At 58.0% G+C, this 7,378-nt stretch carries 9 protein-coding genes; 1 reads left to right on the top strand and 8 read right to left on the bottom strand.

Going from position 1 to position 7,378, the window contains the following annotated elements; all coding sequences use genetic code 11:
• Positions 1–222: 222 nt before the first annotated feature.
• Together AiwAL_RS19485 and AiwAL_RS19480 are read right to left on the bottom strand one after the other, a co-directional pair.
• Positions 223–792, bottom strand: coding sequence for a hypothetical protein (locus AiwAL_RS19485; protein ID WP_262313402.1), 570 nt, complete (start codon positions 790–792; stop codon positions 223–225).
• Positions 793–836: 44 nt separating this feature from the next.
• Entirely contained in the window at positions 837–1,739 is a 903-nt protein-coding gene (locus tag AiwAL_RS19480; RefSeq protein WP_235706189.1) for an MBL fold metallo-hydrolase, read from the bottom strand.
• Positions 1,740–2,200: 461 nt separating this feature from the next.
• Between AiwAL_RS19480 and AiwAL_RS19475 the strand changes: the two genes are divergently transcribed.
• Positions 2,201–3,199, top strand: coding sequence for an IS4 family transposase (locus tag AiwAL_RS19475; protein ID WP_235706190.1), 999 nt, complete (start codon positions 2,201–2,203; stop codon positions 3,197–3,199).
• Here the strand turns inward: AiwAL_RS19475 and AiwAL_RS19470 are convergent.
• From AiwAL_RS19470 to AiwAL_RS20325, 6 genes are all read right to left on the bottom strand, one after another.
• On the bottom strand, positions 3,194–3,424 hold the full coding sequence (locus AiwAL_RS19470; RefSeq protein ID WP_235706191.1) for a hypothetical protein: 231 nt from the start codon (positions 3,422–3,424) through the stop codon (positions 3,194–3,196). The two genes, AiwAL_RS19475 and AiwAL_RS19470, sit on opposite strands and share 6 nt — an antisense overlap.
• A gap of 618 nt (positions 3,425–4,042) precedes the next feature.
• Positions 4,043–4,450 carry a PaaI family thioesterase gene (locus AiwAL_RS19465; protein ID WP_235706192.1) on the bottom strand — a complete coding sequence of 136 codons (408 nt, stop codon included), beginning with the start codon at positions 4,448–4,450 and terminating at the stop codon, positions 4,043–4,045.
• 10 nt (positions 4,451–4,460) lie between these two features.
• A complete protein-coding gene (locus AiwAL_RS19460; protein ID WP_262313401.1) occupies positions 4,461–5,108 on the bottom strand; it encodes a GNAT family N-acetyltransferase in 648 nt (215 codons plus the stop codon).
• Positions 5,105–6,268: an aromatic ring-hydroxylating dioxygenase subunit alpha gene (locus tag AiwAL_RS19455; RefSeq protein ID WP_262313400.1), complete on the bottom strand. Its 1,164-nt coding sequence runs from the start codon at positions 6,266–6,268 to the stop codon at positions 5,105–5,107. Before AiwAL_RS19455 ends, AiwAL_RS19460 begins: the two co-directional genes overlap by 4 nt.
• Positions 6,269–6,272: 4 nt before the next feature.
• Positions 6,273–6,887, bottom strand: a complete 615-nt coding sequence (locus AiwAL_RS19450; protein WP_235706199.1) for a TetR/AcrR family transcriptional regulator — start codon at positions 6,885–6,887, stop codon at positions 6,273–6,275.
• Positions 6,888–7,018: 131 nt separating this feature from the next.
• A complete protein-coding gene (locus AiwAL_RS20325; RefSeq protein WP_316044810.1) occupies positions 7,019–7,216 on the bottom strand; it encodes a recombinase family protein in 198 nt (65 codons plus the stop codon).
• Positions 7,217–7,378 lie beyond the last annotated feature (162 nt).

Here is a 7,378-nt window from a genome sequence, read left to right as displayed (position 1 = left end):
CGAATGGGTGGACTGGTTCAACCACCGGCGTCTCCTCGAGCCGATCGGCAACATCCCACCCGCCGAGGCCGAGGCGCGCTACTATGAACAACTGAACGAGCTGGCTATGGTCGCCTGAGTCAAACAAAATGGCCTCCGGAAAACCCGGCGCGGTTCATGGTGTGAGTCATTGGTTCTCTTGGGCAGACTGGCATGTTGCAAGCGCAGTTCGCAATCTGATCGCTACATTTTGTTCCCCATCATGCCGCGCATCATCGCTGGCATGCCGTCCTTGGCGAAGCGGTCGAGCTCCTTGGCGTGCGCGTAGATCACCTTGACCATTTCCGGGTCATCCGAGGTCTCGGTCACCTCGATGCCGGTCGGCAACAGCCGATAGGAGCGCCGGTATTTTGTGGGATTCTGCAGCATCGCGGTGGCGCTGGGGCTCATCATATAATTGAACGGGCGGTTCTCGGCCAAGCGCCGATACATTTCGATCACATGCGCCTGGATGATGCCGGCTGTTTTTGGGTTACTCGAAACCGTCGCGTCAATGATGCCGTTCGGCAAATATTCCGTGGCGCGTTGGATTTCAGCGTGGCGTTCGAACAGTTCCATGCCGAGTTTCATCGGCCCCATCATGTTCCCCCGCGACATCATGTCCTGCATGCCATTGCCGGACATCATCCCACCCGTCATGCCTCCAGATGAGTCAGCCAGAGCCGCCTTGCGGCCGAACCCGAAAAGCGCAATTGAACCCGAAATAAGTCCGCCGATTCCAGCGGCAACGGTACGACGTTTCATGATATTCATCCTCGACATCATTGGTGCAAATTTCGGCTGTCGGCCGTCTTGATTTAATCGGCCCGGTCGGACGCCATAGTCGGCCCGCCTTTGGATTTCACAGGGATGAGCAGGTAACACACGCCGTTGGACTCGGCGGGCGGAAACCGCCCGGCGCGGATATTGACCTGGATCGACGGCAGCAGAAGCGCTGGAGCGGCGAGGGTCGCGTCACGCGCTTCTCGCATCGCGACGAACTCGTCTTCGGTGACGCCGTCATGGACGTGCTTGTTGCCGGCGCGCTGCTCGGCCACCGTGGTCTCCCAGGCGTAGTGATCGCGTCCAGGCGCCTTGTAGTCGTGGCACATGAACAGCCGCGTTTCCAGGGGTAGTGCGAGCAGGCGGTGGATTGAACGGTAGAGCTGATGCGCGTCACCACCCGGAAAATCGGCGCGCGCCGTGCCGTAATCGGGCATGAACAGACTGTCGCCCACGAACACCGCATCGCCGATTTTATACGCGATATCGGCAGGCGTGTGGCCCGGAACGTGCAGCACTTCTACCTCCAGACCGCCGATGCGGAAGCGTTCACCATCGCGAAACAGGCAATCGAAATCGCCGCCATCAGCCTTCACGTCGGTCGCATTGAAAACCGGCCGGAAAATACGCTGCACATCACGAATATGCTCGCCGATTCCGATCCGCGCGCCGGTATGCATTTTGATGAACGGAGCGCCCGACAAATGATCGGCGTGGGCGTGGGTTTCCAACGCGTGCTCGATGACGAGCCCATCCGCCTCGGCGGCGCGCAGGATTGCCTCGACGGGGCGCGTGTCTACCTCGCCTGACCCTGCGTCGTAATCGAGCACGGGATCGATTACCGCGGCACGGCGGGTGGCAAGGTCGGCCACGAGATAGCTCACCGTATGGGTGGTTTCGTCGAAGAATGCCCGGATCAGGGGAGCGTTTTCGGTCATGGTGCTTCCATCGAGTTTGGATCTGGCAAAGATGCGCGATCCTACGGAGAATCTCCGTGTGCCGCTGCGGCAGAGCTTTGCCCGCCGAAAGCAAGATATAGGGACTATGTGTCACCAAAACTTGTCAGCGGGACGGGAAACTGTGCCAATTTGTGCCACGCCATCTGGAGCGGGGCATTGCGGTTGCGCGTTCGAATCGTCCATCGAGTGACGTCTGCCGATCCCTCTTGACTTTTATGGGGTGGGTCAAGAACCGCGTTTCCAGGGAAGGACGACGGCTGAACAGCCCCGTCTGTATCCAAGGCGCGCAGGATCGGCGTCGGCGAAGCCGGCGTGATGGCGTTGGTAACCGACCGGGGCAGCTTTCGATTACCCACATTTTTGAGATGTTTGGGGTCTGGGTATTGCCCGGCTCGAATCGTGTGTGATTCCTTGTCTGGCACCGATTCGGAGGCGGTGCGATGGACGAGACAGATACGACATGGTTTGATCGGGAGGTATCCGGTTGTCATTTGGCGGATGAGCGTCTGAAGAAGCGGTTGGGGGATCTATTGGGCCGGATTGGAGGTGCGGTGGGAGAAACTATTCCCAGAGCCTGCCAGGACTGGGCTCACACCAAGGCGGCCTATCGGTTTTTTTCGAACGACCGGGTGAATGAGGCCGATATCATGGTCGGCCATTTTGCAGCGACCAGAGAGCGAATGGCGGCCACCGAGGATCTTGCTTTTGTTCTGCACGACACGACGGAATTCACTTTTCAAAGGGAAGATCAGGCAGCGATCGGGCTGACGAAGAGCGTCAACAGCGGGCGCGACAAGGCTGGCCGGATACGGTCGCACGCGGTCTGCGGCATTTTGATGCATTCGAGCCTCGTCCTGACACGCGAGGGCCTGCCGCTGGGCCTTGCGGCGGTCAAATTCTGGACGCGCAAGAAATTCAAAGGCACGGCGGCCCTCAAGCGCAAGATCAACCCGACCAGGGTGCCGATCGAGCAGAAGGAGAGCTTTCGGTGGCTGGAAAATCTACGCCAGTCAACAGAATTGCTCGATGATCCGGGTCGATGCGTTCACATCGGCGACCGGGAAAGCGATATTTACGAGTTGTTTTGTACGGCCCAGGAGATGGGAACCCATTTTCTGATCAGGACATGTGTCGATCGCCTGGCGGGCGACGGCGGTCACACGATTGCCACGGAGATGAAAGAGGTCAAGGTCGCCGGTCTGCATCGTATCGAGATACGGAACGGGCGGGGGGAACCTGATGAAGCAATCCTGGAGCTCAAATATCGCAAGATCACGGTATTGCCGCCGATCGGCAAACAGAAACGATATCCGCCATTGATCCTCACGGTGATCCATGCCGAAGAAAGGGGATCACCGAAAAATCGTGAGAAAATCAAATGGAAGCTGATTACCGATCTCGCCGTGCGGTCCCGGCGCGATACGATCGAGAAGCTATAGTGGTATGCTTTTCGGTGGAAGATCGAGGTTTTTCACAAGATCCTCAAATCGGGTTGCAAAGCCGAAGATGCCAAGCTCCGGACTGCGCAACGCCTCGCGAATTTGATCGCGATCTTCTGCCTGATCAGTTGGCGGATTTTCTGGCTTACCATGGCCAATCGCACTACCCCAGCCGAACCTCCACGGTGTGCCCTGACCAAATTGGAAATCGACTTGCTCGATCACATCGTAAAAGATCGAGAGCCATGCAGCCAGAAAACACTATCCCTCGGCCCAGCTTGGACAACGCTATCGCGTTCCCTCCGCTGCTTTCCATCGACTGCGTCGATGGAACCTTCGCAGCTCCGCCCACATACCCACAGCCACAACAGCAGCAAGCAGCGTAATATAAATGGAGATCAGAACGGCGCCGCTTCCACCTTAATTCCACCCGGCGTTGGTCCTCACCGCAGGGTCCAGTTCAACCACCCCATCCAGCTTCGGCTTCACCCGTGACGGATACTGATGCACAGGCGGCAACGCGCCCGCCAGCGCTTGGCGCCGCCGATGAACCCCAAATTTTGCCGCTACACCGGCAACCGTGCCGATCCCAAACTCATGCTCCCGACGGAGCTGCTCGAATAATTCCACTTTGGCTTTCCAATCCACGCGTGGCCCCCCGATCGTGCCGAGGTGACCCTAGGTTGATGACGGGGGTGGGCCAAAATTCGCCATCACCGCTGGGCCAAAATTCAGTAGCAAAGCCAAACAAATATAGAACCTAATCAGTGGGATCGGTTTATTTGGTGAAGCACTCCGGGAAAGAAGTGTGATCGGTCCAGAGTATGGCGGAGGCTGCGATTTTCAGGAAGCAGGAACGACGGTGCCTTGAGCGATCGCGCATAGTTTCTCTTCGCCGTCTTCAACCGCATAGATTTCGCATTGACACACGACTTGGCGCTTTCCGATGCCCTTGGCTTGAGCCCGTGCGACCAGATGTGAGCCGCGTGCGGGCTTCAGGTAGTTGATCTTGAATTCCGAGATGAGCGCATTGCCTCCAAGGGCCAGCCCACCGGCGAAGGTGATCGCATTGTCGGCGAGATAGCTAATTGCTCCGCCATGAACGAACCCGTGCTGTTGCTTCAGATTGTCCGTGATCGGCAGAGTCAATTCGGCATCTTTCGGACCGGCGTTCGTTAATTGGGCACCGATGAATCGGCTGAACGGCTGTGACTCGAATATATGCCGAGCAAATGCTTGTAGGTCGTCCACTTTTCCCCCTTTAATGTCGCGCTTCGAAAGCCAGCGTTCGACAGCAGGAGCAGGTCGCCGATTTCAGCGACTTTTGCAGATGGATGGATCTGTCTGATTGCCCTGCAGCGACGAATCCCCTGCGCATCGCCATTCCAACCGCTACGGCATTATCGACTAGAAGAACAGCATCGATAGCTATGATGGGCAGATTTCCGAGCCAATTATCGAGCGCTCCCATCAGAGCGCTTCCGAGACCTTGCCCAGTAAGATCGGACCTGACAACAAGTGCCAGTTCGAGTTCTGTGGCAAGATGCTGGCCGACAGAAACTAAAGCGACCATCTCGCCGGTCGGATCAAAGACGCCCTGGACCACTAGGTCAGGATGATGGCTCTCGAACATATACCGCTTGATGGTGGCCGGCTGAGGGTCGCCTCGACAACCAAATCGCTGGCGAAGAGCTTGACGGGTCAGGCGTCTGACGAAATTCTCGAACCGATAGATGTCTTCTGGTATCAGCGAACGAAGGCTCAGGCCTTCAAACTTGGGCGTATGAATGAAACCCTGAAAGCCCTGAGCCGTAAGTAGAACATCTTGCACGTTGCTTATGCCGGCCCAGACGGGGCTTGGAACACTGCCGTTGTGGTCAGGCCCATATCCGGCGCGCTGCTGGGTCACATTGCCGTCCTGCCCGAGGCAAGAACCTGATCGATACTCTGCTGGAATAGGGCGAGCAGGCCTTCTTCAAGACCGAGTGTGTGGAATTCGTTGCCGCCATAACGGAGTCCGACCTGAACGTCTTCCGCGACAGCAAAATCTTCCGTGTCGAAGACGACATCGTTGGTATACTCGAAGCGCTTGGCGAGAGCCGCCTGACCCTTCTCACCCGGAAAATCCGGCTCCCGGTATAGCATCTCATGGGTCCAGATCGTTCGATCCGGGGCTTCCGGGTAGAACGCGTTGATCGACACGTAGTCGGGATGCATGATGAAAAAAGTGTTCGGGAACAGGCTGTAATAGACCGAGGCATAGTCGAGTATCCGCCAAGCTTGGCGGTCCGCCTGAAGCGCGTCGAGGATGTTCGCCCGAGCAGCCGCCAGTCGAATGTGTGGCCCGTGCTCAAAGTGAGCGATCACGCCCTTCTTGAAGACTTTCGAGATCGTGTCCCGATGCAGGAAAGGAACGTGATATCCCTCCAGATAGGTCTTCAGAAGGAGTTTCCAATTCGCCTTCTTGATGACTGACGTTTTGCGGAATCTGATGACCTTGTCGATCCCGAAACGCTCGAGGTCGTCACCGATCGGCCCGAGGTACGAGGCGATGTCGATCGTCGCGCCGGGCGTCGGGTGAATCCAGATCAAGCCGCTGTGCTCGACGACCGTGAGCTCGACCAGACCGAATTTACAATAATCGAGGTCCGGAAACATGTAGGGCTTCGTGATGGCTCTGAGCGATCCATCGAGATCGTAAACCCAGCCGTGGAATGGGCAGACGAACGCTTTGATTCTGTCCTCTTTGCCCGAGACGATCCACGCGCCACGATGACGGCAGGCGTTGAGGAAAGCGCGGAGGGTTCCTTCCTTGTCGCGGACCACGACATAAGGGAACCTGTTCCAATCGCTCAGTAAATATGAGCCCGTTTCCCGCACATGCGAAGCGTGCCCGGCTATCATCGGGTAGTCGTGAAACACGGTGGCCATCTCGCGCTCGAGGACCGCAGAATCGGTGTAGTTGCGAACCGGAATTTGCACCACTTTGTCGAGCATTTCCTGGTCGCGCCGCTGTTCGCGAAGCTGAAGCAGGGTTTTCAGGGTTTCAATTTGCGTGTCGTGTTTCATCGTCTCAGGCCATCACAATTGCGCTTGATCGTGTCACATGCGATTGGCCGCCGGACGCACGAACGCAAAACGCTCGGAGCGTCGCGATCACCGCATCGATTTCGGAATTTCCTACTCTCGACAGCGGGCCGATGAGACACTCGACGATCCCGCCGACTAGCGCTGCGGCGACAAGTTCGGCGTCCTGATCAGGGAGTTCCCCGGCGAGGACCCCACTTCGGATAATGTCCGCGAAAATATCCTGATAGGGACGACGAAACTTGAGGCGATCCGCCTCTACAGCCTGACCCGCTGATTCGACGAGCAGCGCAACGGCCAGCCGGCGGCCTTTGAACGCGCGGCGCGCGAAGGTTTCCACCACCCTCGATATCCGGTCTGCCGCCGTCCCGGTCATGGACGCGGCGGCGCGGCAGACGGCAATTTCGCGCGTCGAGATGCGTTGAAACACCTCGTCGAACAGATCGTCCTTCGACGGAAAATGCTTGTAGATCAGCCCCGTGGCAACGCCAGCCTCGGCCGCAATCCCCGCGACCGTGGCGTCGGCATACCCGCACTTCCAGACCACCCGCAATGTCGCTGCGATGATCTCTTCGCGCGTCTCGGCAAGGCGGCTTGCCATTTTCGGTGTTCGCCAATAAGCCATGTAAGTAGTGAACCGTAATTCATTTTATTGTCAAGAGAGAATTGTGCGATCGCGTCAGGGATCGGGCTTACCGCTATGGGAGGCGCTGGATGCCGGCGCGACTGACTTCACGATAGACCGTCGAGCGCCCAAGTCCGAGCTGACGTGCCGCCTCCGAGCTGACGTGCCGCCGCAGTCGGCGAGAGCCCGGCCGATACGAGCTTGAGTGCAGCTGCGATCCTATCGGAGTCGAGCGGCTGCCGGCCAGGCCGCTTGCCGCGCGCCCGCGCGGCGGCAATGCCGTCCTTGGTTCGCTCGGCGATCAACCGCCGCTCGAAATGTGCTATCGCCCCTCAAGACTCCCCTCATTTTCACACTGCCCCGAAAGTCTCGGCGAAGACGGGCAGGTCGGCGAGCATATCGGCGAATTTCTGGACCAGTGGCAGCAGGCGAGGCTCCGGCATGGTGGGGATGAGTTCGTATAGCAT

This window comes from Acidiphilium sp. AL (assembly GCF_025499445.1).
Taxonomy (GTDB): domain Bacteria; phylum Pseudomonadota; class Alphaproteobacteria; order Acetobacterales; family Acetobacteraceae; genus Acidiphilium; species Acidiphilium iwatense.
This window is presented reverse-complemented; position numbering and strand designations above follow the sequence as displayed.

Excerpts from the sequence above, each read along its gene's own strand:
- AiwAL_RS19485 (WP_262313402.1), bottom strand. The coding sequence starts at position 792 with ATGAATATCATGAAACGTCGTACCGTTGCCGCTGGAATCGGCGGACTT.
- AiwAL_RS19480 (WP_235706189.1), bottom strand. The coding sequence starts at position 1,739 with ATGACCGAAAACGCTCCCCTGATCCGGGCATTCTTCGACGAAACCACC.
- AiwAL_RS19475 (WP_235706190.1), top strand. The coding sequence starts at position 2,201 with ATGGACGAGACAGATACGACATGGTTTGATCGGGAGGTATCCGGTTGT.
- AiwAL_RS19455 (WP_262313400.1), bottom strand. The coding sequence starts at position 6,268 with ATGAAACACGACACGCAAATTGAAACCCTGAAAACCCTGCTTCAGCTT.
- AiwAL_RS19450 (WP_235706199.1), bottom strand. The coding sequence starts at position 6,887 with ATGGCAAGCCGCCTTGCCGAGACGCGCGAAGAGATCATCGCAGCGACA.